Below are 22,293 nucleotides of genomic sequence, written 5' to 3' on the forward strand. Positions count from 1 at the left end.
AGGTGATGCCGGCCTCGCCACATCGTGAAATACAAGATCCATCACAAAACGGTTTACCGTTACGCCGAGCCGGTTCGGCGCAGCGTGCACGAACTGCGGCTCGCGCCGCGTTCGGGCCCGCTGCAGGCCGTGCAGCAATGGCAGTTGTCCGTGCCCGGCAACCTTTCCGAGGCACGCGACGGCTTCGGCAATATCGTGCACAGCTTTACCGTGTCGGGCCCGGCGCATATGCTGGAGATCGAGGCCTCTGGCGTGGTAGAGGTGACGCCGCCCGGCAGCGGCGCGGTGTCGTACTTCTGCGATGCGCCGCCGGCGGGCGAGACGCGCGTCTCGCCGCTGTACTACCTGGGCAGCACGCCGCTGACTACCGCGAATCCGGAGATGATCCGCTTTGCCGCGCCCTACCTGGCGGCGGGGCTGGACGTGCCAGCCCTGCTGGCCCTGGCCGGCGGCATTGCCGCGCGGGTGCGCTACAAGGCGGATAGCACGGATGTGGGTACTTCGGCGAGCGGGGCTTTCGGGCTGGGCAGCGGGGTTTGCCAGGACCAGGCACAGGTAATGGTGGCGTGCTGCCGCGCCTTGGGCGTGCCGGCGCGCTACGTCAGCGGCTATTTCTACGATCCGGCGGCGTCCGCGCTGGCAAGCCATGCCTGGGCCGATGTCTGCGTGGATGCGGACAAGGCGCTCTGGTGCAGTATCGACGTGACGCACGCTTGCCTGAGCGACGCGCGCCATGTCCGGCTGGCGGTCGGGCGCGATTACCGTATGGCTGCGCCGGTGCGAGGCATTCGGGAAGGCGGCGACGGCGAGCGGTTGGCGGTAGAGATTACCATTGCACCGCTGCAGTGAGCGAGGTGGTGCGTAAAGCACCAGAAGCGGGCGGAATGCGGTGTTCCGGCCACAGTGTTCCGCCGCGCGGGGGGCGGCGCCAGAGTGTGGCCTGACCCCGTGCAGGGCGCCGGGGCGACCGTGCACCATAACTAGACGAGATCATGACGTACTGTGTAGCCATGCGGCTGGATGCCGGTCTGGTGTTCCTTTCCGACTCCCGCACCAATGCCGGGGTCGATGCGATTTCGACCGCGCGCAAGATGACCGTGTTCGAGGAGCCGGGCGATCGCGTGATGGTGCTGCTGACGGCGGGCAACCTGGCGATCAGCCAGGCGGTGCGGCAGATACTCGCCGAAGGCCGGGACGAGAAGCGCTTGCTCTGGACTGCGCGCGATATGTTCGAGGCGGCCGCCATCGTCGGCGACGCAGTGCGCCAGGTGCACAAGCACGATGCCCATGCCTTGCGCGAGGCCGGCATCGAGTTCAATGTGAGCCTGCTCTTCGGCGGGCAGATCCGTGGCGAGCGGGTGCGCCTGTTCCACGTGTACGCGGCCGGGAATTTCGTCGAAGCCACGCCGGAGAACTGCTATTTCCAGATCGGCGAGGCCAAGTACGGCAAGCCCATCATCGATCGCGTGGTGGAGCCGTCGCTGCCGCTTGGCCAGGCGGCCAAGTGCGCGCTGATCTCGATGGATTCCACCCTGAAATCCAATATCTCGGTGGGCCTGCCGCTGGACCTGCTGGTCTACGAGGGCGATTCGCTGCGCGTGACCCGCTTCGTCAATATCGACGAGAAGAACGCCTACTTCCGCATGATCCGCGATACCTGGGGGCACCGCCTGCGCCAGGTGTTCGGCGAGATCAGCGATCCGCAATGGGATGCCGCCGCGCCGGCGGAGTTTCCACTGGCGCGCCAGGGCGAGGGCGACCGCTGGGGCCAGCCGGTGCGCGCCACGCGCGAACGCGCCGGCACCCAGGACTGAAGGCGGGCACCCCGCATCGTTACCCGATGGAGCAGCCCGATCAGACGGCCGGGTTGATCCGCGATCTCGTCGGCGAAATGCGGGGCGATTCGCCCATGATCGCGCGCCGGTAGCCGGCGCGGCGCAGGGCGGCGGCGCAGGGCGCGGCGCGAGGGGCGAATGCATCTCAGCGCCTGGCGGGCAAGGCCACTTGTCTTAAATGCGGCGCTGCAGCAGCCGGGCTCTCATGTATAATCCCGATTTCCCCGGCAAGCTCGGTTTATGACCAAATTCGTCTTCGTCACCGGTGGTGTCGTCTCTTCACTCGGCAAGGGCATCGCTGCTGCTTCGCTCGCGGCCATTCTCGAGTCGCGCGGCCTCAAAGTCACCCTCCTCAAGCTAGATCCCTACATCAACGTCGATCCCGGCACGATGAGCCCCTTCCAGCATGGCGAGGTGTTCGTCACGGAAGACGGCGCTGAAACCGATCTCGATCTCGGCCACTACGAGCGGTTCGTCTCGGCCAAGATGCGCAAGTCGAACAACTTCACCACGGGCCAGATCTACGAGTCGGTGATCCGCAAGGAACGCCGCGGCGAGTATCTCGGCAAGACGGTGCAGGTGATCCCGCACATCACTAACGAAATCCAGGCCTTCATCGAGCGCGGCGCGGCCGCGTCGCACGGTGGCAAGGCGGATGTCGCGCTGGTGGAAATCGGCGGCACGGTGGGCGATATCGAATCGCTGCCGTTCCTGGAAGCCGCGCGCCAGATGAGCCTGCGCATGGGCCGCAACCACGCGGCCTTCGTGCACCTGACGCTGGTGCCGTTCATTGCCAGCGCCGGCGAGCTGAAGACCAAGCCGACCCAGCACTCGGTGCAGAAGCTGCGTGAAATCGGCATTTCGCCGACCGCGCTGCTGTGCCGCGCCGACCGTCCGATCCCGGACGAGGAGCGCGCCAAGATTTCGCTGTTCTCCAATATCCCGCAGGAAGCCGTGATCTCGGTGTGGGACGTGGACAGCATCTACAAGATCCCGCAGATGCTCAACGAGCAGGGCCTCGACCGCCTGATCTGCGAAGAGCTGCGTATCGATCCGAAGCCGGCCGATCTCGCCATGTGGCAGCGCCTGGTCAATGCCCAGGAAAATCCGCAGCACGAGATCACCATCGGCATGGTGGGCAAGTATGTCGACCTGACCGAGTCGTACAAGTCGCTGATCGAAGCGCTGCGCCACGCCGGCATGCACACCGCCACCCGCGTGAACATCGAGTACATCGATTCGGAAGAACTCGAATCGGGCCACCTCGAAGTGCTCAAGCCGCTGGACGCCATCCTGGTCCCGGGCGGCTTCGGCAAGCGCGGCACGGAAGGCAAGATCCGCGCGATTCAATATGCCCGCGAGAACAAGGTGCCTTACCTTGGCATCTGCCTGGGCATGCAGCTGGCCGTGATCGAGTTCGCCCGCCACGTGGCGGCGATGGCCGATGCCAACTCGACCGAGTTCAACCTGGAAACCGAGCATCCGGTGGTCGCACTGATCACCGAATGGGTCGACCGCGAGGGCAAGGTCGAGCAGCGCTCCGCCGAGTCCGACCTGGGCGGCACCATGCGCCTGGGCGCCCAGCGCGTGCCGGTCAGGCCGGGTACCAAGGCGGCCAAGATCTATGGCGAGGAAGTCAACGAGCGCCATCGCCACCGCTACGAGGTCAACAACCACTATGTGCCGACGCTGGAAAAGGCGGGCATGGTGATCTCGGCGCGTACCCCGACGGAAGACCTGCCGGAAATGATGGAACTGCCGGAAAGCCTGCACCCGTGGTTCGTGGGCGTGCAGTTCCACCCGGAATTCACCTCGACCCCGCGCGACGGCCATCCGCTGTTCAAGGCCTACGTGGAAGCGGCGCTGGCCAACCAGCAGAGCACGGCGGGCTGAGGCCCAGGGCACCGCAAGCAGGAGACTAGTGATGAAACTCTGTGGATTTGACGTTGGCCTGGACCGGCCGTTCTTCCTGATCGCCGGTCCGTGCGTGATCGAGTCTGAGCAGATGGCGCTGGATACCGCCGGCGAGCTCAAGGCGATCACCGGCGCGCTCGGCATCCCCTTTATCTACAAGTCCTCGTTCGACAAGGCCAACCGTTCGTCGGGCAGGACCTTCCGCGGGCTGGGCATGGAGAAGGGGCTGGAGATCCTGGCCACGGTCAAGCGCGAGATCGGCGTGCCGGTGCTGACCGACATCCACGAGATCGACGAGGTCAAGCCGGTGGCCGCGGTGGTGGACGTGCTGCAGACGCCGGCCTTCCTGTGCCGCCAGACCGACTTCATCCGTGCCTGCGCGCAGAGCGGCCGCCCCGTCAATATCAAGAAGGGGCAGTTCCTCGCGCCGCATGACATGAAGAACGTCATCGACAAGGCACGCGATGCCGCGCGCGAGGCGGGGCTGCCGGAAGACAGCTTCATGGCCTGCGAACGCGGCGTCTCCTTCGGCTACAACAACCTGGTCTCCGACATGCGCTCGCTCGCGATCATGCGCGAGACCGGCGCGCCGGTGGTGTTTGATGCCACGCACTCGGTACAGTTGCCGGGCGGCCAGGGCACCAGCTCCGGCGGCCAGCGCGAGTTCGTGCCGGTGCTGTCGCGCGCTGCCGTGGCAACCGGCGTGGCCGGGCTGTTCATGGAAACGCACCCGGACCCGAGCAAGGCCATGTCGGACGGCCCCAACGCCGTGCCGCTGTCGCGCATGAAGGAACTGCTGTCCGTGCTCAAGGAACTCGATACGCTGGTCAAGCGCTCGGGCTTCCTCGAAGACAATTTCAGCTGGCCGGCAACCTGCGCCTGAGCGCATGGTGCCGATCATGGCCGTCATCAGGCGGCCATGATCAGCCAGGTAGAATCCACATCATAAAATCACACGGAGATACGCCATGGCCAGCGGCTATATCATTGCCCACGTCGATGTCACCGATCCCCGGCAGTACGAGGAGTACAAGGTACTTTCCAGCCATGCCATGAAGATGCATGGCGCGGAGGTGCTGGTGCGTGGCGGCAAGACCGAGACGCTCGAGGGCGACTGGGCCCCGACGCGCGTGGTCGTACTGAAGTTTCCCAGCTATGAAGCGGCAAAGTCGTTCCACGACAGCGAAGAATATCGCGCCGCGCGCAAGTCGCGCGAGCATGCCGCGCGCATGAACATGATCGTGGTAGAAGGCGCTTAAGCATCAGTCAGGCGTCGGTGTGATTCAGCGCCCGTCAGCGGTAGTCCAGGGCATGGCGCCCGTGCAGTAGAAGTCATCAAGCATCAAAACAGTCCAAGAGGAATCCATGAGTGCAATCGTAGATATCATCGGTCGCGAAGTTCTCGACTCGCGCGGTAACCCGACGGTCGAGTGCGACGTCCTGCTCGAATCCGGCGTGATGGGCCGCGCGGCCGTGCCGTCGGGCGCGTCCACCGGTTCGCGCGAAGCCATCGAGCTGCGCGACGGCGACAAGTCGCGTTATCTCGGCAAGGGCGTGTTGAAGGCCGTCGAGCATATCAACACCGAAATCTCCGAAGCCATCATGGGCCTGGATGCCTCCGAGCAGGCTTTCCTGGACCGCACCCTGATCGATCTCGACGGCACCGAGAACAAGGGCCGCCTGGGCGCCAACGCCATGCTGGCCGTGTCGATGGCCGTGGCCAAGGCTGCAGCCGAAGAAGCCGGCCTGCCGCTGTACCGCTACTTCGGCGGTTCGGGCGCGATGCAGATGCCGGTGCCGATGATGAACATCGTCAACGGTGGCGCGCACGCCAACAACAGCCTGGACATCCAGGAATTCATGATCATGCCGGTGTCGCAGACGAGCTTCCGCGAAGCCCTGCGTTGCGGCGCCGAAGTGTTCCACGCGCTCAAGAAGATCCTGTCCGACAAGGGCATGTCGACGGCGGTTGGCGATGAAGGCGGCTTCGCGCCGAACTTCGCTTCGAACGAAGAGTGCCTGAACACCATTGTCCAGGCCATCGAGAAGGCCGGCTATCGTGCAGGCGAAGACGTGCTGCTGGCACTGGACTGCGCCGCCAGCGAGTTCTATCACGAAGGCGAAGGCCAGTACCACCTGGAAGGCGAAGGCCTGAAGCTGACCGCGACGCAGTTCGCCGACTACCTGGCCAACCTGTGCGACAAGTTCCCGATCGTGTCGATCGAGGACGCCATGGCCGAAGGCGACTGGGACGGCTGGAAGGTCCTGACCGACAAGCTGGGCAAGCGCGTGCAGCTGGTGGGCGACGACCTGTTCGTCACCAACACCAAGATCCTGAAGGAAGGCATCGAGAAGGGCATCGGCAACTCGATCCTGATCAAGATCAACCAGATCGGCACCCTGACCGAAACCTTCGCCGCCATCGAGATGGCCAAGCGCGCCGGCTACACCGCCGTGATCTCGCACCGTTCGGGCGAGACCGAGGACAGCACCATCGCCGATATCGCGGTGGGCACCAACGCCGGCCAGATCAAGACCGGCTCGCTGTCGCGTTCGGACCGTATCTCGAAGTACAACCAGCTGCTGCGCATCGAGGAAGATCTCGGTGATATCGCCAGTTACCCGGGCAAGAGCGCGTTCTACAATCTGCGCTAAGCTCGTGTCAGCACCGGCCGCGGTCAATGCCGCGGCCGGTGCTGACCCAACTTCCTTTTTCGCTTACGTGCCATCACCCACGCGCCATCACCCATGCGCCTGATCTCGTTGCTGTTGTTTGTGCTGTTGCTCGCCATCCAGTATCCCTTGTGGCTGGGCAAGGGTGGTTGGCTGCGTGTGTGGGAAATGGACAAGCAGGTGCAGGAGCAGACTGCGCGCAACCAGTCGCTGAAGCTGCGCAATGCCAAGCTGGAAGGGGAAGTGAAGGACCTGCAGGATGGCACCGGCGCCATCGAGGAACGTGCCCGCTATGAGCTGGGCATGGTCAAGGATGGCGAGGTGTTCGTGCAGTTCGTGGCGCCCGCGCCCAAGGTCAGCGCCACGCCGCCGCTGCCGCCTCCGGCGAATTCCCCGGCCTTCCGCCACTGACGGGCGACGGGCGCCAGCCCCGCCTTTCTCGATTTTCCTGTTCTCGATTGCCTCGTGGCAACCCCCGGCATCGGAGGGATGCGGCCGGCTCGCGTCTGCCGCCGGTTCAACTCACCACCGGTATCACCACCAGTACGGGTACGGGTAGCCGCCCCAGCCCCAGTATCCAGGGCTGCTGAAGCCAACGCCGCCACCCCAGTGGCCGCCGCCCCATCCACCGTAATACAGGTTCCAGCTGGGTGCGGGATAGGCATAGGCTGCCGCCTGCGCCATGGCCTCGGCCTGTTGCTGGCGGGCGATGGCGGCCTCCTGCTCGAGCAGCACCTGGCGGTTCAGGGCGTCGAGCTTCTTCTTTTCTTCAGCGGTGATGGGCGCCGGCGGAACCCCGTTGGGCGCCAGCCGCAAGGTCGGCGGCGAGCCGTTGGCGTCGCGCGGCAACTCGGCGCAGCCGCCGCAGGCCAGCACCGCCCCGAGCAGCAGGGCGCTGATCGCGCCCGGCACGCGGGCGGGGCATGGCAATTGCCGCGCGGCCGCGGCGGACGGGTTCGAAGACAAAGCGGGCATGTTGACTCCCTGACTCTGGTAGGTCACTGACGCTTGGACCTCATTGAAAGGCCTAAAGGTTCCTGGTGGGGTTCCTCTTGAGCCACCGCGCCCCGCGACGTTACTACTCAGCACTCAGTGTTGCTGCCCCGCGCCGTCGCCGGCGCCGGTCGCGACAGGCGCCGGTGCAAACAATTGCGCGCAGTCGACCGGATCGAAGTGGTACTGCTGGCCGCAGAAATCGCACTGGATTTCCACTTCGCCGCGTTCGACCAGGATGTCCTCGATCTCCACGCGGCCGAGGTTCTGCAGCATGCCCGCCACCTTGGCGCGCGAGCACGAGCACTGGAAGTGCGGCGTGAGCGGTTCGAACACGCGCAGGCCGGTGGCTTCCAGGTCTTCCCAGAACAGGCGGCGCAACAGGGTGTCGGGTGTTTCGGCCAGCAGCTCCTCGTCCTTCAGCGTGGCGCCGAGCTGGCAGGCACGATCCCAGGTGTCGAGATCCTGCGCGCGGCCGCTGTGCGCCAGCGGCGCGCCGGTTTCGCCGACTTCGGCGGGTGCGCGCCCGGCATGGCCTTCCAGCGTGCCGCCGTAGGAGGGCAGCTTCTGCAGCAGCATGCCGGCGGCAACCTTGTCGTCGGCGGCCAACCACAGCCGGGTGTCGAGCTGCTCGGACGCTTGCATATAGTGTTCGAGCACGGCGGTCATCGACGCCATCGGGCCATGCGCATCGGCCAGCGGCACGACGCTTTGGTATGGCTGCTGTCCGGGGAGCTTGTCCTGCGGATCCAGCGTGATGGCGAAGCGGCCGCGGCCGCCCACGTTGACGAGATCCGCCAGCGTGGCATCGTCGGCCAGCGCCACGCCTTCGGCGAGTTTTGCGGTCGCCCGCATCGACAGGTCCGACAGGCATTCCACCACCAGCATGCGCACCGGGCCGTCGCCGTGCACCTGCATCACCAGCGCGCCGTTGAACTTCAGGTTGGCCGAAAGCAGGGCAGCGGCGGACATCATTTCGCCCAGCAGGCGGCGCACCGGCGCGGGGTAATGATTGCGGCGCAGTACTTCCTGCCAGGTGGCCTGCATGCGCACCAGTTCGCCGCGCACGGGGGCCGCGTCGAACAGGAATTTCTGCAGGGTGTCGGGGGTGATGGTGTCAGTCACGATGATCCGTCGGTAAATCGGCGCGGGCGGCGCGGCGCCTTAGTCGATGCGTTTGAGTTGCGTCTTGTACATGGCCTGGCGCGTGGCGTAGGTTTCGGCATTGCGGTACAGGTTGGCCACATCCTGATCGGTGAGTTCGCGTACCACCTTGGCCGGCGCGCCCAGGATCAGCGAGCGATCCGGGAACACCTTGCCTTCGGTGACCACCGCGCCGGCGCCGACCAGGCATTCCTTGCCGATCACGGCGCGGTTCAGGATCACCGCCTGGATGCCGATCAGCGAGCCTTCGCCCACGGTGCAGCCGTGCAGCATGGCCTGGTGGCCGATCGATACCTTGTCGCCGATGGTCAGCGGGCAGCCGGGATCGGTGTGGAGCACGGTGCCTTCCTGCACATTGCTGGACTCGCCCACCACGATCGGTTCGTTGTCGCCCCGGATCACCACGCCCGGCCAGGCACTGGCACGCGCCTTCAGCGTCACGTTACCGATGATGGTGGCTTCCGGCGCCACGTAGGCATCCGGATCGATGTTGGGGACGAGATCGCCGAGCTGGTAAAGCGCCATGAAGTCTCCTGCACAAGTTCGTTTGGGTATATGGGGTTTGCCGCCGGGCTTTAAAGGGCGTGGACATGGGCGTGCCGGCGCGAAAGCGCTGCCGGCCGCGCTCTACAATGGCGGCAACCCGAATTTTACGCTTATGCCAGCCAACCTACCCAATGCCGCCGGCCTGCGCGCCGCCGACGCAGATCCTGCCCGTACCATGCTTGCCGCACCCGATGGGCCATCCGGCCTGGCGGCGCCGTCCTTGCGCCGCCAGGCGCTTGCCATCCTGTGCATGTGCGATGCCGCCGGGAAAGCCGCTGCCACGCGCAGCCTGCGCCAGGCGGCCGAGGCCATGACGCCGCATGCCCTTGGCATCGGCGAGTCCCTGTCGGACAGGTTGCCGCTGCCCGGCCGGCCGCCGCTGCCCGAACTGGTGCCGCCACAGCGGGTCGAGCGGCGCCGCTCCATCCATACGCCCGCCGGCCGCTCGGCGTTGATCCACGCGCTGGCGCATATCGAATTCAACGCCATCAACCTGGCGCTGGATGCGATCTGGCGTTTCGGCGGGATGCCGGAGGCCTTCTACCGCGACTGGCTGCGCGTGGCCGACGAGGAAGCGCTGCATTTCAGCCTGCTGGCCGGGCACCTGGCCACGCTGGGCGCACGCTATGGCGATTTCCCCGCGCACAACAGTCTTTGGGAAATGGCCGACAAGACCGCCGGCGACGTGCTGGCGCGCATGGCGCTGGTGCCGCGCACGCTGGAGGCGCGCGGCCTGGACGCCTCGCCGCCGGTGCGCGCCAAGCTGGCCGCCGCCGGCGATCATGACGCCGCCGCCATCATCGACATCATCCTGCGCGACGAGGTGGGCCACGTCGCCATCGGCAACCGCTGGTACCGCTGGCTATGCGCGGCTCGTGGCCTCGACCCGGTTGCCACCTACGCCGATCTGGCCGCGCGCTATCAGGCACCGCGCCTGCGGCCGCCCTTCAACCTGGCGGCGCGCCGCGCGGCGGGGTTCGACGAGGATGAGTTGGCGTGGCTGGAGAGGCAGGCCGGTCAGCAGGAGTCCGCCGGGGCGACATAGGCCTGCTGGGTGGCGCCGTCGGTGCCTTTGCGGAATTGCGTCGGCACGACTGAATTTGATTTCCCAATATTGGGATAAACGATCAACGCCGTTAGAAAATATCAAATCAAATTAGAAACATTGCTATTTGCCAGAAGGTGCGCTTTGGGTAGTCTATCCGATCACAATATTTGAAGTGGAATTAATCTGCGGAGACAACGGGTGGATCAAGCCGGCTCTCGTCGCCCCGTTCGTACGGCGCGTTGGTTACCCAACTTGAGTTAGTTGCTACTAGGTCTGATCATGCGCGCCAACAAAGTATTTGCTAACTCCCTTGCGCTAGCTATCTCGATATTCTTAGTAGGAGGCAAGAGCGAAGCTCAAGCGTGTCTGGCCCTCATTACTCACCGAGACAATGTCTGGCTAGCGTCCCAGGCGGGCGGTGAACCAGTGCAGCTTTCAACAGACGGCAAGAGAAAACTTGCGACCGCCATCTCTCGCGGGAGCTATTCATCACGCATCCAAAGAAAAAGAAGGGGTCAGGATGAGAAATCGCGAGCAACCCACGTGGGCGAGGCATGGCCAAATCGGCGCTCAGAAAATCGTTGCGTGGGCGGATCGCTTCCATCGGGAATGCGCCAGTCTGTGGGATTCCAGCCCCCCAACCACTCGAGCATGAATTCACGTAGGACATGGGCATCCTAAAAGCGATCCCTCTGTTCGCCTTCCTGGCGATTGCAGCACTTGGCCTGATTCCCCTCACAGCATTTGCGCAAAACGAAAACGGTTGCTCTGCAGATGTCTTCGCGAACCCCTATGTATTGAATACTGGTTTTGTCAACCGTCCCGCGAGCGTCTCCGCGTCGTGTCCGGAATGCGGCAATGTGGCGAAGGCCACCGCGTACGACGCCAGTGGCAATGTGTCGAGCCGGGTGGATTTTGACAACAAGGAGACGCGCTACAGCCACGACGCGCTCGGCCGCGAGACGCAACGCATCGAGGGCTACGGCACGGCCGACGCGAAGACCACGACCACGGAGTGGCATCCGTCGTGGAATCTGCCGCTGAAGGTTGCCGCGCCAGGACGTGTGGACAATTTCACCTATGACGACAAGGGCCAGCTCACCGCGCACGGGTGGTTTCCTACGGCGGACGCCAATGGCAATCAGGGACTGAATGCAGCGCCGTCCGGTGTGGTGTCGAGCAACGGCTATAGCTATGATGGGAACGGCCTGATGACGGCGTTGACCGAGCAGGTCGATGACGCGGTGACCCAGCAGTGGACATTTAGCTACGATGCTCAAGGCAACCTGGTGTCGGCGGCCGATGGAACTGGGAGAACTTCGCGTGCCGTGCGATACGATCCGGCCGGACGCTTGCTCGAAGCGGCTGATCTGGAGGGCGTTACCGTCAAGTACGTCTACGATCAGCGGGGTCGCGTGCTCCAGTATCTGTATGGCGACAATGTGACGGCGTACGTGTATGACGCGATTGGGCAGAGAATCCAGGTGACGAGTCCCCATGGAAATGTTACGAACTACACTTACGATGCCGCGCACCGGCTCATTGATGTGTTATTCAATGGACAGACGCTCACTGGTCCCGATCCGGAAGAGCAACAGCTGGCCTTCGCGAAAGCAGCCCCAGAAAATTCAGGTGCCAATCCCTTCAGCGCGTGGATGGGCTGGATCTCGAAGTTGTTCAACTGGCTCTTTGGATCGGCACATGCGCAAGCCGTACCGGCACCCGCAGTTGCCCTTGGCGCGTCTGTCTCGATTCCTGGTAGCTACACGCCGGATCCATGGGACGTGCTCGCTCCCAACGTCGGCGGGAAGAAGCCTTGGGAATGGCTGGCGATTTGGACGACGCCGCTGATCGAAAGTTGTACAGGCCCGAGCAAGAAGAAAATGCACCGGGGGCGCATTCAGGCGCAAGGTCCTGGTTACCGTGATCCGGGAATCGGCGATGTCGAAAGATGGGGGCCACAGCCGCGGCCGCCAACGGTGAGGGAGGGCTTGGCCATGCTAGATGCGCTCGAAGGACGGATGAATACGACCCAATACAGAGATCGTAGCGAAGCTCTCGCCAAAGCTAGAGGGTATGTTGTTAGAGCAGGGGCAGTGGGTGGAGTCGGCCCTCCTGGAAAATCATTCCAGAATCGTGCCATTCAACATGAGAATGGCCGGGAGCGGGTCGATATCGAGATAATCGAGGGCATTGCCTTCGTACCATAAGAGAGCTTTAAATGCGCAAGACTTATGAACTATGGAAAGCAATAGACGCAGACGGCGCGGCTGAATTCTCTCTACTCGAGGCAGGACAGTTTCCGGCACATGCGTCGATGTTCGAAGGAGAGCCAATCTTACTGACTAAGTTCGAAGCCGACAGCTACGAAGAGGCTGCACAAAAGCGGAACGACTTTCTTGGATGGGGCAAATACCACCCGATGGACGACTAGCGCGAATCAACGCGGCTCTTCTTGTAGTGGAGCGTTTTGCAGTCGGCTCCGATAAAATCAAGGGCTTACATTTTAACTGTCGAACTCACCGGCATGGCGATGGGCTGCGCATAGTCTGACGTCGGAACCGCTTCGATATCGAGGTCGGCGGCCGGATGTCCACGGCGCTCCGGTTCTTACAGGCCGGACGCCGCGAAGGGGCAGAATCTGAGGGGGCGGGATCGCTGGCCAGAGGCAGGCAACAGCCTTGCAGCCGCGCCCGCCCGCCATGCTAGAGGCGCGCTGGCGCGCCGCGCCGGGCTTCGATCTCGCGCAGCACGCGCCGCTGGATCTTGCCGGTGGTAGTCATCGGCAGTTGCTCGATGAACTCTATGGCCTTGGGGTACTCATACGGCGCCAGCTGGCCGCGCACATGTTGCTGCAATTCGGCGACCAGCGCGGCGTCGGCCTGCGCCGAGCGGGCCACCGACGGCACCAGCACGATGAATGCCTTGACCACCGCGCCGCGCTCCGGGTCCGGGGAAGGCACCACGGCGCAGTTCGACACGGCGGGGTGCTTGAGCAGGCAGTTTTCGATCTCGCTCGGCCCGATGCGATAGCCGGAAGACTTGAAGACATCGTCGGCGCGGCCCTGGTACCAGAGGTAGCCGTCCTCGTCGGCGCGCGCGAGGTCGCCGGTGCGGCACCAGCGCAGGCCATCGCGCTCCAGGTATTTGCCCGCGGTGGCCTCCTCGTTGCGCCAGTAGCCGAGGAAGAACACGGGATCGGGGTGGCCATGGCGGTCGGTGCTGCACACGGCGATCTCGCCGTCCTCGCCCGGGGCGCATGGCCTGCCGTCCTCGTCGATGACGGCGATGCGATGGCCGGGGTAGGGGCGCCCCATCGAACCCGGGCGCGCGGGCCAGCCAAGCTGGCCATCGTCGTTCTGCGCGGTGCAGTTGCCCACGATGTAGTTGATCTCGGTCTGGCCGAACATCTCGTTGACGATCACGCCGAGCGCGTCGCGGCACCAGCCGAACACGGTTCCCCCGACGGCTTCGCCCGCGCTCATCAGCGCGCGCAGGTGCAACTGGTAATGCTCGCGCGGCGCGGGGCAGGTCTTCATCATCTGCTTGAGCGCGGTGGGAAACAGAAAGGTATTGGTCACGCGGTAGCGCTCCATCAGTTCGAAGGCGACCTGCGCCGAGAACCGGCCCTGATAGCCCACGATGGGCTTGCCGAAATACAGCGCGGGCATCAAGGCATCCCACAGTCCGCCGGTCCAGGCCCAGTCGGCGGGGCTCCAGAATACGTCGTCCTCCTGCGGAAACCAGTTCTGCGAACAGACGAAGCCGGACAGGTTGCCAATCAGCGCGCGGTGCGGGATCAGCGCGCCTTTGGGCTGGCCGGTGGTGCCGCTGGTGTAGATCAGCACCGCGGCCTCGTCGGCCCCGGTCTGTACGGCGGTGAACTCCGGGAGTTCGGCGGCCAGCAGCACGTCCCAGTCGTGCTCGGCGCGGCCCACGGCGCCGCCGACGCCGATCACCGAGGCCAGCGCCGGGCACTCGGCACGCGCCGCCAGCACATTGTCGATCGCCGTTTCATCGGCGATGGCCACGCAGGCTTCGCTGTGCTGGAGCCGGTAGGCCAGCGCTTCGGGCCCGAACAGCATCGACAAGGGCATGGCGATGGCGCCGAGCTGGTAGATCGCCATCTGCGCGATCACCGTCTCGATGCGCTGGGGCATGACAATGCCGACCCGGTCGCCCCGCGCCACGCCCAGCGCGCGCAGCGCCCGCGAGAGACGGTCCGCCTCGGCCTGGATGTACGCGTAGCTGTAGCTGGCGCGGCGCCCGTCCTCGTGTTCGGTGTGGACCGCCACCCGGTCCGCGGTGGCGGGCGAGCGCGCCCAACGGCTGCAGCAGACGTCGGCCAGGTTGAAATGTTCGGGCACGTACCAGCCGAATTGTTCGTGGAGCGCGCGGTAATCGTCGCGCCGGCTGGCGGGCAGGGCGGGTGCGGCCATGCTGGGTCTCCTGGTTGTCGCTTGAAGGTGCGCGGATACATGCCGCGCCGGCTTGCCGCTATAATCCACGCAAACGAACGATCGTTCTATTTCTGGGCTTCCCCGCTGTCGCGGGTGAATGCTTCCGCCACCATCAGGCACCCGGGGAGACGCCATGACAATCAGAGAAACCTCGCGCTCGGAATTTATCACGTTGCGCGGCCTCGACATGCACGTGCGCCACTGGGGCGAGCCCGGTTCACCCACCCTGTTCCTGCTGCATGGCTGGATGGACGTGGCCGCCTCGTTCCAGTTCATGGTGGATGCCCTGGAGCGCGACTGGCACGTGATCGCGCCGGACTGGCGCGGCTTCGGCCAGACCGACTGGCCCACGCGCTATCCCGGCACCGGGTCCTACTGGTTTCCCGACTACGTCGCCGATCTCGAGGCGGTGCTGGATCATTACCAGCCGGACCAGCCCGTGAACCTGGTGGGGCACAGCATGGGCGCCAACGTCGCCTGCTTCTATGCCGGCATCCGCCCGGAGCGGGTGCGCCGCGTGGTAGACCTGGAGGGGTTTGGCATGACCGGCACCCGCGCCGAGCAGGCGCCCGGCCGCTACGCGCGCTGGCTGGACGAGCTACGCCAGCGCCAGCCGCTGAAGACCTATGACAGCGTGGACGCGGTGGCGGCGCGCTTGCAGAAGAACAATCCGCGCCTGACGGACGAGCGTGCCGCGTTCCTGGCCGCGCACTGGTCGGCCAGGAACGCGCAAGGCCGTTGGGAAATCCTTGGCGACGCCGCCCACAAGCTGGTCAACCCGGTGCTGTACCGGCTCGACGAAGTGATGGCGATCTGGGCCAAGGCTACCGCGCCGGTGCTGCACGTGGAAGCGCGCGACTCGCAAACGCTTAGCCACATCGCAAAGGGGCAGCCGCTGGACGCGTTCAAGCTGCGCTTCAAGGCATTCCGGGATTTCCGTGAAGCCATTGTCGATGACGCCGGCCATATGCTGCATCACGACCAGCCGCGGGTGGTTGCCGGGCTGGTCGAGTCGTTCTGCATGTAGCATGCAATGTCCGGCTGGCGGCGCTCAGGCGTGGTTCAGCTTTGCCTTGAGCGTGGCATTGTTGCTGGTGTGCACGTGCACCAGCGCCTTCTCGGGAAAGGCATAGTGATGGGCGCGGCGCAAGGCCAGCGCGGCCTCGTGGAAGCCCGAGAGGATGAGCTTCTGCTTGTTGTGATAGAACGCGATATCGCCGGCGGCGAAGATGCCGCGCCGGGAAGTTTCGTACGTGGTGGTATCCACCACGATGCGGCCGGCGCGCATGTCGAGGTCCCAGCCGGCGATCGGGCCGGGTTCGGAGACCAGGCCGTACAGCGCCACCAGTTCGTCGGCTGGCAGGCTGACGCTGTCGTCGCGGGTGCGGATCTCGACGCCGGCCAGCGCATCGCCCTCGGTCTTGAGCGCGCCCAGCATGCCTACCACGAAGTCCATTTCGCCGGCGGCCACCGCGGCCCGCATTTCGGCCACCGTGCCGTCGGCCGCGCGGAAGCCCTCCCGGCGGTGCACCAGCGTGACGCGCGCGGCGGTTTTGCGCAATGCCAGCGCCCAGTCCAGCGCCGAATCGCCGCCTCCGGCCACCACCACGCGCTTGCCGGCAAAGCGCGCGGTATCGCGCACGGCGTAGTGCAGGTGGCGGTCTTCCAGCGCGGCAGCCTCGGGTAGCGCTACGCGCTGCGGGGCGAAGGCGCCGGCGCCGGCGCAGATCAGCACCGCGGCCACGTCGAAGCGCTTGCCATTGTCCGTGGTGACCAGCAGGCGGTGCGGATGTTCGTGCTCATGGCCGTGCGCCTGCGCGGCTTGCGGTGCGGGCGGAATCTCGGCGAGGCCGTTGGCGCGTTCGCTGAAATGCATGGGAAACGCGAACGGCGCGCATTGCTCGAGCAGGCGGTCGACCAGGTCCTGGGCCAGGCAGCCGGGCACCGCGGGGATGTCGTAGATCGGCTTTTCCGGATACAGCTCGGTGCACTGCCCGCCGGCGCGGTCCAGCACGTCGATGAGCTCGCACTTCAATCCCAGCACGCCCGCCTGGAACGCGGCGAACAGGCCGACCGGGCCCGCGCCGACGATCAGGACATCGGTGCGGATCGCCCCGGATGGGGCGGCGCCGTCGGCCGGGTTGCGGGTTGCGGGCGTGGCGGAGTCAGTGGCGTGGATCGGCATGGCTTGGCAGGCGGCGCGCGCAGCGCCGCCCCGGGGGGAGGGTCGTCAGGCCCCAACTATACCGCGCGGCGCGGCGCCCCATGCCTACGCCAGCGTTGGCGGCAGGGCTATCGGCCTGCCTGCCGGCGCGGAATATGTGGGCCAGCCCACGCGGCCACTGGCGGCGGGATTAACAGGGGATTAACGCGGAATAAGCGCGGGAGTAGAATAGGGAAATGCAAAATCCACACGCAATCAATGCAGATCTGCATTGCCATTCCACGGTATCCGACGGCATGTTGTCGCCCGGGAACGTCGCCGCGCGCGCGCGCGCCGGCGGCGTGGCATTCTGGGCGCTGACGGACCACGATGAGGTCGGCGGCCAGGCCGAGGCGCGCGCTGCGGCCGAGGCGCTTGGCATGCGTTATGTGCCGGGGGTGGAGATTTCGGTGACCTGGGCCGGCCAGACCGTCCATATCGTTGGCTTGCAGATCGACCCGGCGTGTCCGGCGCTGGTTGCGGGCCTGGCGGCGACGCGCTCCGGCCGCGCCGCGCGGGCGCAGGATATCGGCGAGGCGCTGGCCGCCATCGGCATCGAGGGCGCCTACGAGGGCGCGCTGCAGCATGTCGGCAATCCCGACCTGATCTCCCGCACGCATTTCGCGCGCTGGCTGGTGGAGCGGGGCCGGTGCAAGACCATCAGCGACGTGTTCAGCAAGTACCTCGGCGAAGGCTGTCCGGGCTATGTGGGGCACCGCTGGGCCAGGCTGGCCGATGCCGTGGGCTGGATCCAGGCAGCCGGCGGCATTCCGGTGATGGCGCATCCGGGGCGTTACAACTACACGCAACTCCAGCACGATGCGCTGTTCGACGAGTTCAAGCAGCTCGGCGGGACCGCGGTCGAGGTGGTGACTGGCAGCCATACGCCTGACCAGTACCGCCGCTACGTCGATGTCGCGCATCACTACGGCCTGCTGGCCTCGCGCGGCTCGGATTTCCATGGGCCGGGCGAGGGGCGGACCGAGCTGGGCTCGCTGCCGCCGCTGCCGTCCTCGGTCACGCCGGTCTGGCATGACTGGTAAGCCGCGCCGGCCAACGGCCGCACGGCGCCTCCACGGCCCGCACCATGCGCTCCCTTCGCATCTCCCCATCGCAGAGCTCGCCCGGCGTGCACGCGGTGTTCGCGCCGGTCTCGCGGCCGTTTGCCCATAGCCCGCACATGTCCCAATATTTCGAAATCCATCCGCTCAACCCGCAAGCCCGCCTGATCAAGCAGGCCGCGCAGATTATCGGGAAGGGCGGGCTGATTGCCTTGCCCACCGACTCCAGCTACGCGCTGGCCTGCCGGCTCGACGACAAGGCCGCGGTGGAGCGGCTGCGCCGCCTGCGCGGGATTGACGACAAGCACCACCTGACGTTGATGTGCAGCGACCTGTCCGAGCTCGGCAACTTCGCCCGCGTGGACAACCGCCAGTACCGCTGGCTCAAGGGCGCCACGCCCGGGCCCTATGTGTTTATCCTCGAAGCCACCAAGGAAGTGCCGCGCCGGCTCTCGCATCCCGCGCGCAAGACCATCGGCGTGCGCGTGCCCGAGCACGCCATCCCGCTGGCGCTGCTGGCCGAAGTGGGCGAGCCGCTGATCTCGGCCACGCTGCAACTGCCCGGCGACGAGGCCCCGCTCAATGAGCCGGAGGTGATCCGCGCCCGGCTGGAAAAGCAACTCGAACTGGTGATCTGCGGCGGCGCGGCGCCGGCGCAGCCGACCACCGTGATCGACCTCACCGGGGGAGAGCCCGAGCTGGTACGGCAGGGACGGGGCGACATCGAGCGCTTCGACCTTTGATTCCAAATTGCCCTTGCCGCGCCGCGCGGCCCAGGCGGCGGGCGCACTTTCCCGCGTCCCCGGTACAATAGCGCCCCATGGATTCCTCCCTGATTCAGACCGTTGCGGTCTATGCCTTGCCGGTCCTGTTCGCCATCACGCTGCATGAGGCCGCGCACGGCTATGTGGCCAAGCTGTTTGGCGACAATACCGCCTATGCCATGGGCCGCGTCAGCATTAACCCGGCACGTCATATCGACCCCATCGGCACCATCGTGGTGCCGCTGCTGCTCTACTTCATGACCAGCGGCCAGTTTGTGTTCGGCTACGCCAAGCCGGTGCCGGTGGTCTTCGAGCGCCTGCGCAATCCGCGCTGGCACGGCATGTGGGTGGCGCTGGCTGGCCCGGGCAGTAATGTGCTGCAGGCTTTCCTGTGGGCGCTCGTGGCCGTAGGGCTGTTGGTGGCCAGGGTGCAGGAGCCCTTCTTCAGCCAGATGGCGCAGGCTGGCGTGCTGGTCAACCTGGTGATGGCGGCGTTCAACCTGTTTCCCGTGCCGCCGCTCGACGGCGGGCGCGTGCTGACCGCGCTGTTGCCCCAGCGGCTTGCGCGTGCGGTGTCGCGCATCGAGCCCTACGGCATCTTCGTGGTGCTGGCACTGGTAGCGGCGGGCGTGATCACCAGGGTGTGGATGCAGCCGGTGATGGGGGCGCTCAGAAGCCTGGTGCTGCTGATGCTGCAACCCATCCTGGCGCTGGTGCAGTAAGCCGCGCCGGCGGCAACGCAGGCGCCGAAGCCGAATACGAATACGATTACCAGTACCGATTCCCGCAAATACAGACAGACATGTTCCCCGATCGCGTTCTTTCCGGCATGCGGCCCACCGGCGCGCTGCACCTGGGTCACTATCACGGCGTCCTGAAAAACTGGGTCCGGTTGCAAGCCGAGTACCCCTGCTTCTTCTTCGTGGCGGACTGGCACGCGCTCACCACGCACTACGAGTCGCCCGAAGTGATCGGCGAATCGGTCTGGGAGATGCTGATCGACTGGCTTGCCGCCGGCGTCGATCCCGAGCGCGCCACGCTGTTTATCCAGAGCCGCGTGCCGGAACATGCGGAACTGTTTCTGCTGCTGTCCATGGGCACGCCGCTGGGCTGGCTGGAACGGGTGCCGACCTACAAGGACCAGATCGAGAAGCTCAAGGACAAGGATCTGTCCACCTACGGTTTCCTCGGCTACCCGCTGCTGCAGGCCGCCGACATCCTGATCTACCGGGCCGGCCGCGTGCCGGTGGGCGAAGACCAGGTGCCGCATGTGGAGATCACGCGCGAGATCGCGCGCCGCTTCAACTACCTCTACGGCCGCCAGCCGGGCTTCGAGGAGCGGGCGCAGGAAGCCGCCAGAAAGCTGGGCGGCAAGCGGACCAAGGCGTATATCGAGCTGCGCCGCGCCTATCATGAGCAGGGCAAGGCCGAGGCCCTGGAAGAGGGCGCCGCGCTGGTGGCCCAGTCCCAGAGCCTGTCCGCCGAGGACCGCGAACTGCTGCTGGGCTATCTGGGCGGTTCGCGCAAGACCATCCTGGTCGAGCCGCAGGCGCTGCTGACTGCGGCGTCGCGGATGCCCGGGCTGGACGGCCAGAAGATGTCGAAGTCCTACGGCAACACCATCCGCATGCGCGAGGACAAGGCTTCGGTGGAAAAGAAGGTGCGCACCATGCCGACCGATCCGGCGCGCGTGCGCCGCACCGATGCCGGCGAGCCGGCGCGTTGCCCGGTGTGGCAGTTGCACCAGGTCTACACCGACGCGCCAACGCGCGAGTGGGTGGAGAAGGGCTGCCGCAGCGCCGGCATCGGCTGCATCGAATGCAAGCAGCCGGTGATCGAGGGCATCCTGCGCGAGCAGCAGCCCATGCTGGAACGGGCGCAAAAATACATGGACGCCCCCGCCCTGTTGCGCGACATTGTCGCGCACGGCTGCGACAAGGCCAGCCAGGTGGCGCGCGAAACCATGCGCGACGTGCGCGCGGCCATGGGCCTGGGGTACCGGTGAGCACGGCCGCGGGTGCCGCTGCGCACGCGCCGCTGGCTGCGCCGTCGCCGTGGGTGACGCGCTGGGCGCATCTGGTGCGCCCGGGCGGCCGGGTGCTCGACCTGGCCTGCGGCAGTGGCCGCCATGCGGCCTGGTTCGCGGCCCGCGGCCATGCCGTGCTGGGCGTCGACCGGGACGGGGCGGCGCTGGCCGCGCTGGCTGCCGCCGGGATTGCCACCCGCCAGGCCGACCTGGAGCAGGGCACGTGGCCACTGGCCGATGAGAGGCGCTTCGACGCGATCGTGGTGACGAATTATCTGCACCGTCCACTATGGCCCCATCTGCTCGATGCCCTGGCGCCGGGCGGCGTGCTGCTCTACGAAACCTTTGCGGCCGGCAACGAGACCGTGGGCAAGCCTTCCAATCCGGCTTTCCTGCTGCGGCCCGGCGAACTGCTGGAGGCCGTGCGCGGCACGTTGCGCGTGGTGGGCTTCGAAGATGGTATGCTGCAAGTGCCTAAAACTGCCTTCGTGCAGCGTCTTTGCGCAGTCAGGGAGGCTGGTGGAAATACGGAGGGCAATGCGCCGCCCCGTTATCCTTTGCCGGGCTGAAGTGCGGCCCGGGTTATTTGCCTGCCGGGTCGGCGAGACCTGGACTTCACGCGTTGAACTGCCTTGGGATTCCGTCGGTCGAAGGTGCGGTCGGAAGGCCTGAGGTATCCGGTACAATCGCGGTATTCGTTTCTCGAATTCACTAACGTTATGACACAGATTAACGGCAGCATCGTCGCTATCGTGACGCCGATGCAGGAAGATGGCAGCCTGGATTTACCGGCGCTGCGCGCCCTGGTCGACTGGCACGTGGCCGAGGGCACCGATGGCATCGTGATCGTCGGCACCACTGGCGAGTCGCCGACGGTGACCGTGGATGAGCATTGCGAACTGGTCCGCGTCGCCGTGGAGCAGGCCGACAAGCGCATCCCGATCATTGCCGGCACCGGCGGCAACTCGACCAGGGAAGCGATCGAGCTGACCGCGTTCGCCAGGCAGGTCGGCGCCGACGCGTCGCTGCAGGTCGTGCCTTATTACAACAAGCCGACGCAGGAAGGCATGTACCGCCATTTCCGCACCATCGCGGAAGCGGTGGACCTGCCGGTGGTGCTGTACAACGTGCCGGGCCGCACCGTGGCCGACATGCTGCCCGATACCGTCCTGCGCCTGGCGCAGGTGCCGGGCATCGTCGGCGTGAAGGAAGCGACGGGCAATATCGATCGCGCGGCGCAACTGATCAAGGATGCGCCGGAAGGCTTCGCCATCTACAGTGGCGACGACCCCACCGCGATTGCCCTGATGCTGCTGGGTGGCCATGGCAATATTTCCGTCACGGCCAACGTGGCGCCGCGCAAGATGCACGATTTGTGCGTGGCTGCGCTGAAGGGCGATGCGATCACCGCGCGTCGCATCCATATGGAGCTGGTTGAGCTGAACAAGGCAATGTTCGTCGAGGCCAACCCGATTCCCGTCAAATGGGCGCTCCAGCAAATGGGCAGGATGCAGGGCGGTATCCGCCTCCCGCTCACGCCGCTGTCACCGGAATGCCACGACGTGGTGCGCAAGGCGCTGTCGACTGCCGGTTTGCTCGGCTGATC

22 protein-coding genes are annotated in these 22,293 nt (G+C 65.7%); 17 read left to right on the plus strand and 5 right to left on the minus strand.

Features of this window, described 5'->3' with window-relative positions; all coding sequences use genetic code 11:
* Positions 1-24: 24 nt before the first annotated feature.
* The 7 genes from AC1DQ3_RS03650 (at position 25) to ftsB (ending at position 6,833) form a co-directional block, all read left to right on the plus strand.
* On the plus strand, positions 25-849 hold the full coding sequence (locus AC1DQ3_RS03650) for a transglutaminase family protein (protein WP_477118802.1): 825 nt from the start codon (positions 25-27) through the stop codon (positions 847-849).
* A gap of 143 nt (positions 850-992) precedes the next feature.
* Positions 993-1,814 carry a proteasome-type protease gene (locus tag AC1DQ3_RS03655; RefSeq protein WP_477118803.1) on the plus strand — a complete coding sequence of 274 codons (822 nt, stop codon included), beginning with the start codon at positions 993-995 and terminating at the stop codon, positions 1,812-1,814.
* Positions 1,815-2,075: 261 nt separating this feature from the next.
* Positions 2,076-3,728, plus strand: coding sequence for a CTP synthase (locus AC1DQ3_RS03660; protein ID WP_477118804.1), 1,653 nt, complete (start codon positions 2,076-2,078; stop codon positions 3,726-3,728).
* 31 nt (positions 3,729-3,759) lie between these two features.
* The gene (gene kdsA / locus AC1DQ3_RS03665; protein ID WP_477118805.1) at positions 3,760-4,632 is read left to right on the plus strand and encodes a 3-deoxy-8-phosphooctulonate synthase; all 873 of its coding nucleotides are present in this window, start codon (positions 3,760-3,762) and stop codon (positions 4,630-4,632) included.
* A gap of 85 nt (positions 4,633-4,717) precedes the next feature.
* Entirely contained in the window at positions 4,718-5,008 is a 291-nt protein-coding gene (locus tag AC1DQ3_RS03670) for a DUF1330 domain-containing protein (protein WP_477118806.1), read from the plus strand.
* Positions 5,009-5,114: 106 nt separating this feature from the next.
* Positions 5,115-6,404 (plus strand): phosphopyruvate hydratase, encoded by a 1,290-nt coding sequence (gene eno, locus AC1DQ3_RS03675; protein ID WP_477118807.1) that lies wholly within the window; start codon positions 5,115-5,117, stop codon positions 6,402-6,404.
* A gap of 93 nt (positions 6,405-6,497) precedes the next feature.
* Entirely contained in the window at positions 6,498-6,833 is a 336-nt protein-coding gene (ftsB, locus tag AC1DQ3_RS03680) for a cell division protein FtsB (RefSeq protein ID WP_477118808.1), read from the plus strand.
* 123 nt (positions 6,834-6,956) lie between these two features.
* Here the strand turns inward: ftsB and AC1DQ3_RS03685 are convergent, their stop codons facing one another.
* The 3 genes from AC1DQ3_RS03685 to AC1DQ3_RS03695 form a co-directional block, all read right to left on the minus strand.
* The gene (locus tag AC1DQ3_RS03685; RefSeq protein ID WP_477118809.1) at positions 6,957-7,397 is read right to left on the minus strand and encodes a hypothetical protein; all 441 of its coding nucleotides are present in this window, start codon (positions 7,395-7,397) and stop codon (positions 6,957-6,959) included.
* A 114-nt stretch (positions 7,398-7,511) separates the two neighbouring features.
* The gene (hslO, locus tag AC1DQ3_RS03690; RefSeq protein ID WP_477118810.1) at positions 7,512-8,540 is read right to left on the minus strand and encodes an Hsp33 family molecular chaperone HslO; all 1,029 of its coding nucleotides are present in this window, start codon (positions 8,538-8,540) and stop codon (positions 7,512-7,514) included.
* Positions 8,541-8,579: 39 nt separating this feature from the next.
* On the minus strand, positions 8,580-9,104 hold the full coding sequence (locus AC1DQ3_RS03695; protein ID WP_477118811.1) for a gamma carbonic anhydrase family protein: 525 nt from the start codon (positions 9,102-9,104) through the stop codon (positions 8,580-8,582).
* A gap of 133 nt (positions 9,105-9,237) precedes the next feature.
* Here AC1DQ3_RS03695 and AC1DQ3_RS03700 point away from each other — a divergent pair, with 133 nt between their 5' ends.
* From AC1DQ3_RS03700 to AC1DQ3_RS03710, 3 genes are all read left to right on the plus strand, one after another.
* Complete coding sequence (locus tag AC1DQ3_RS03700; protein WP_477118812.1) at positions 9,238-10,170, plus strand: ferritin-like domain-containing protein; 933 nt, start codon at positions 9,238-9,240, stop codon at positions 10,168-10,170.
* 671 nt (positions 10,171-10,841) lie between these two features.
* Complete coding sequence (locus AC1DQ3_RS03705; protein WP_477118813.1) at positions 10,842-12,383, plus strand: RHS repeat domain-containing protein; 1,542 nt, start codon at positions 10,842-10,844, stop codon at positions 12,381-12,383.
* Between the two features lie 11 nt (positions 12,384-12,394).
* Positions 12,395-12,607, plus strand: coding sequence for a hypothetical protein (locus tag AC1DQ3_RS03710; RefSeq protein WP_477118814.1), 213 nt, complete (start codon positions 12,395-12,397; stop codon positions 12,605-12,607).
* A 271-nt stretch (positions 12,608-12,878) separates the two neighbouring features.
* On the opposite strand, the gene AC1DQ3_RS03715 is transcribed toward AC1DQ3_RS03710, so the two are convergent.
* The gene (locus AC1DQ3_RS03715) at positions 12,879-14,612 is read right to left on the minus strand and encodes an acetate--CoA ligase (protein ID WP_477118815.1); all 1,734 of its coding nucleotides are present in this window, start codon (positions 14,610-14,612) and stop codon (positions 12,879-12,881) included.
* Between the two features lie 154 nt (positions 14,613-14,766).
* On the opposite strand from AC1DQ3_RS03715, the gene AC1DQ3_RS03720 reads away from it, so the two are divergent.
* Positions 14,767-15,660, plus strand: a complete 894-nt coding sequence (locus tag AC1DQ3_RS03720) for an alpha/beta fold hydrolase (protein WP_477118816.1) — start codon at positions 14,767-14,769, stop codon at positions 15,658-15,660.
* A 24-nt stretch (positions 15,661-15,684) separates the two neighbouring features.
* Here the strand turns inward: AC1DQ3_RS03720 and AC1DQ3_RS03725 are convergent, their stop codons facing one another.
* Positions 15,685-16,818 (minus strand): NAD(P)/FAD-dependent oxidoreductase, encoded by a 1,134-nt coding sequence (locus tag AC1DQ3_RS03725; RefSeq protein WP_477118817.1) that lies wholly within the window; start codon positions 16,816-16,818, stop codon positions 15,685-15,687.
* A 215-nt stretch (positions 16,819-17,033) separates the two neighbouring features.
* Here AC1DQ3_RS03725 and AC1DQ3_RS03730 point away from each other — a divergent pair, with 215 nt between their 5' ends.
* From AC1DQ3_RS03730 to dapA, 6 genes are all read left to right on the plus strand, one after another.
* A complete protein-coding gene (locus AC1DQ3_RS03730; RefSeq protein WP_477118818.1) occupies positions 17,034-17,879 on the plus strand; it encodes a 3',5'-nucleoside bisphosphate phosphatase in 846 nt (281 codons plus the stop codon).
* Between the two features lie 137 nt (positions 17,880-18,016).
* A complete protein-coding gene (locus AC1DQ3_RS03735; RefSeq protein ID WP_477118917.1) occupies positions 18,017-18,640 on the plus strand; it encodes an L-threonylcarbamoyladenylate synthase in 624 nt (207 codons plus the stop codon).
* Between the two features lie 77 nt (positions 18,641-18,717).
* Complete coding sequence (locus AC1DQ3_RS03740) at positions 18,718-19,383, plus strand: site-2 protease family protein (RefSeq protein WP_477118819.1); 666 nt, start codon at positions 18,718-18,720, stop codon at positions 19,381-19,383.
* Positions 19,384-19,463: 80 nt separating this feature from the next.
* The gene (locus AC1DQ3_RS03745; RefSeq protein WP_477118820.1) at positions 19,464-20,666 is read left to right on the plus strand and encodes a tryptophan--tRNA ligase; all 1,203 of its coding nucleotides are present in this window, start codon (positions 19,464-19,466) and stop codon (positions 20,664-20,666) included.
* Entirely contained in the window at positions 20,663-21,256 is a 594-nt protein-coding gene (locus AC1DQ3_RS03750; protein ID WP_477118821.1) for a class I SAM-dependent methyltransferase, read from the plus strand. The genes AC1DQ3_RS03745 and AC1DQ3_RS03750 overlap by 4 nt, the downstream gene beginning before the upstream one ends.
* Positions 21,257-21,406: 150 nt before the next feature.
* On the plus strand, positions 21,407-22,291 hold the full coding sequence (dapA, locus tag AC1DQ3_RS03755; RefSeq protein ID WP_477118822.1) for a 4-hydroxy-tetrahydrodipicolinate synthase: 885 nt from the start codon (positions 21,407-21,409) through the stop codon (positions 22,289-22,291).
* Positions 22,292-22,293 lie beyond the last annotated feature (2 nt).

This window comes from Cupriavidus sp. 01T418 (assembly GCF_056398885.1).

Coding starts and splice junctions, on each gene's coding strand:
- AC1DQ3_RS03735 (WP_477118917.1), top strand. CDS start 18,017: ATGTCCCAATATTTCGAAATCCATCCGCTCAACCCGCAAGCCCGCCTG.
- kdsA (WP_477118805.1), top strand. CDS start 3,760: ATGAAACTCTGTGGATTTGACGTTGGCCTGGACCGGCCGTTCTTCCTG.
- AC1DQ3_RS03670 (WP_477118806.1), top strand. CDS start 4,718: ATGGCCAGCGGCTATATCATTGCCCACGTCGATGTCACCGATCCCCGG.
- AC1DQ3_RS03720 (WP_477118816.1), top strand. CDS start 14,767: ATGACAATCAGAGAAACCTCGCGCTCGGAATTTATCACGTTGCGCGGC.
- AC1DQ3_RS03685 (WP_477118809.1), bottom strand. CDS start 7,397: ATGCCCGCTTTGTCTTCGAACCCGTCCGCCGCGGCCGCGCGGCAATTG.
- AC1DQ3_RS03730 (WP_477118818.1), top strand. CDS start 17,034: ATGCAAAATCCACACGCAATCAATGCAGATCTGCATTGCCATTCCACG.
- ftsB (WP_477118808.1), top strand. CDS start 6,498: ATGCGCCTGATCTCGTTGCTGTTGTTTGTGCTGTTGCTCGCCATCCAG.
- eno (WP_477118807.1), top strand. CDS start 5,115: ATGAGTGCAATCGTAGATATCATCGGTCGCGAAGTTCTCGACTCGCGC.
- AC1DQ3_RS03660 (WP_477118804.1), top strand. CDS start 2,076: ATGACCAAATTCGTCTTCGTCACCGGTGGTGTCGTCTCTTCACTCGGC.
- AC1DQ3_RS03695 (WP_477118811.1), bottom strand. CDS start 9,104: ATGGCGCTTTACCAGCTCGGCGATCTCGTCCCCAACATCGATCCGGAT.
- AC1DQ3_RS03710 (WP_477118814.1), top strand. CDS start 12,395: ATGCGCAAGACTTATGAACTATGGAAAGCAATAGACGCAGACGGCGCG.
- AC1DQ3_RS03745 (WP_477118820.1), top strand. CDS start 19,464: ATGTTCCCCGATCGCGTTCTTTCCGGCATGCGGCCCACCGGCGCGCTG.
- AC1DQ3_RS03740 (WP_477118819.1), top strand. CDS start 18,718: ATGGATTCCTCCCTGATTCAGACCGTTGCGGTCTATGCCTTGCCGGTC.
- dapA (WP_477118822.1), top strand. CDS start 21,407: ATGACACAGATTAACGGCAGCATCGTCGCTATCGTGACGCCGATGCAG.
- AC1DQ3_RS03715 (WP_477118815.1), bottom strand. CDS start 14,612: ATGGCCGCACCCGCCCTGCCCGCCAGCCGGCGCGACGATTACCGCGCG.
- AC1DQ3_RS03655 (WP_477118803.1), top strand. CDS start 993: ATGACGTACTGTGTAGCCATGCGGCTGGATGCCGGTCTGGTGTTCCTT.
- AC1DQ3_RS03705 (WP_477118813.1), top strand. CDS start 10,842: ATGGGCATCCTAAAAGCGATCCCTCTGTTCGCCTTCCTGGCGATTGCA.
- AC1DQ3_RS03725 (WP_477118817.1), bottom strand. CDS start 16,818: ATGCCGATCCACGCCACTGACTCCGCCACGCCCGCAACCCGCAACCCG.
- AC1DQ3_RS03700 (WP_477118812.1), top strand. CDS start 9,238: ATGCCAGCCAACCTACCCAATGCCGCCGGCCTGCGCGCCGCCGACGCA.